The sequence below is a fragment of the Pseudoalteromonas sp. MER144-MNA-CIBAN-0113 genome, from assembly GCF_040308965.1.
In the GTDB taxonomy this organism is placed as follows: domain Bacteria; phylum Pseudomonadota; class Gammaproteobacteria; order Enterobacterales; family Alteromonadaceae; genus Pseudoalteromonas; species Pseudoalteromonas tetraodonis.
Window position 1 is genome coordinate 1 of the sequence record NZ_JBEOOG010000585.1, and the last position, 238, is coordinate 238.

The 238-nt window shown below is 38.2% G+C and carries 1 protein-coding gene; it reads left to right on the forward strand.

Annotated features, from left to right (window positions below):
- The coding region (locus tag AAEY57_RS21045; protein WP_350608791.1) for a phospholipase A at nt 1–238 on the forward strand (238 nt) is incomplete at both ends.

Consider the following 238-nt stretch of genomic DNA (forward strand, 5'->3'; position numbering starts at 1 on the left):
GACATATACAAATACATGGGTTACTTTGAATTTAGCGGCGCGTATCGTTTTCATGACCATGAATTTAGCTTTATGACACGTAACAATTTAAATTCAGATAATCGTGGTGCAATTCAACTCGACTGGTCATTTCCGTTATGGGGCCGAGTTCGTGGTTATGCACAATACTTTAACGGTTATGGCGAAAGCTTAATTGATTACAACGCGGATGTAGAACGTATTGGTGTAGGTATATTAT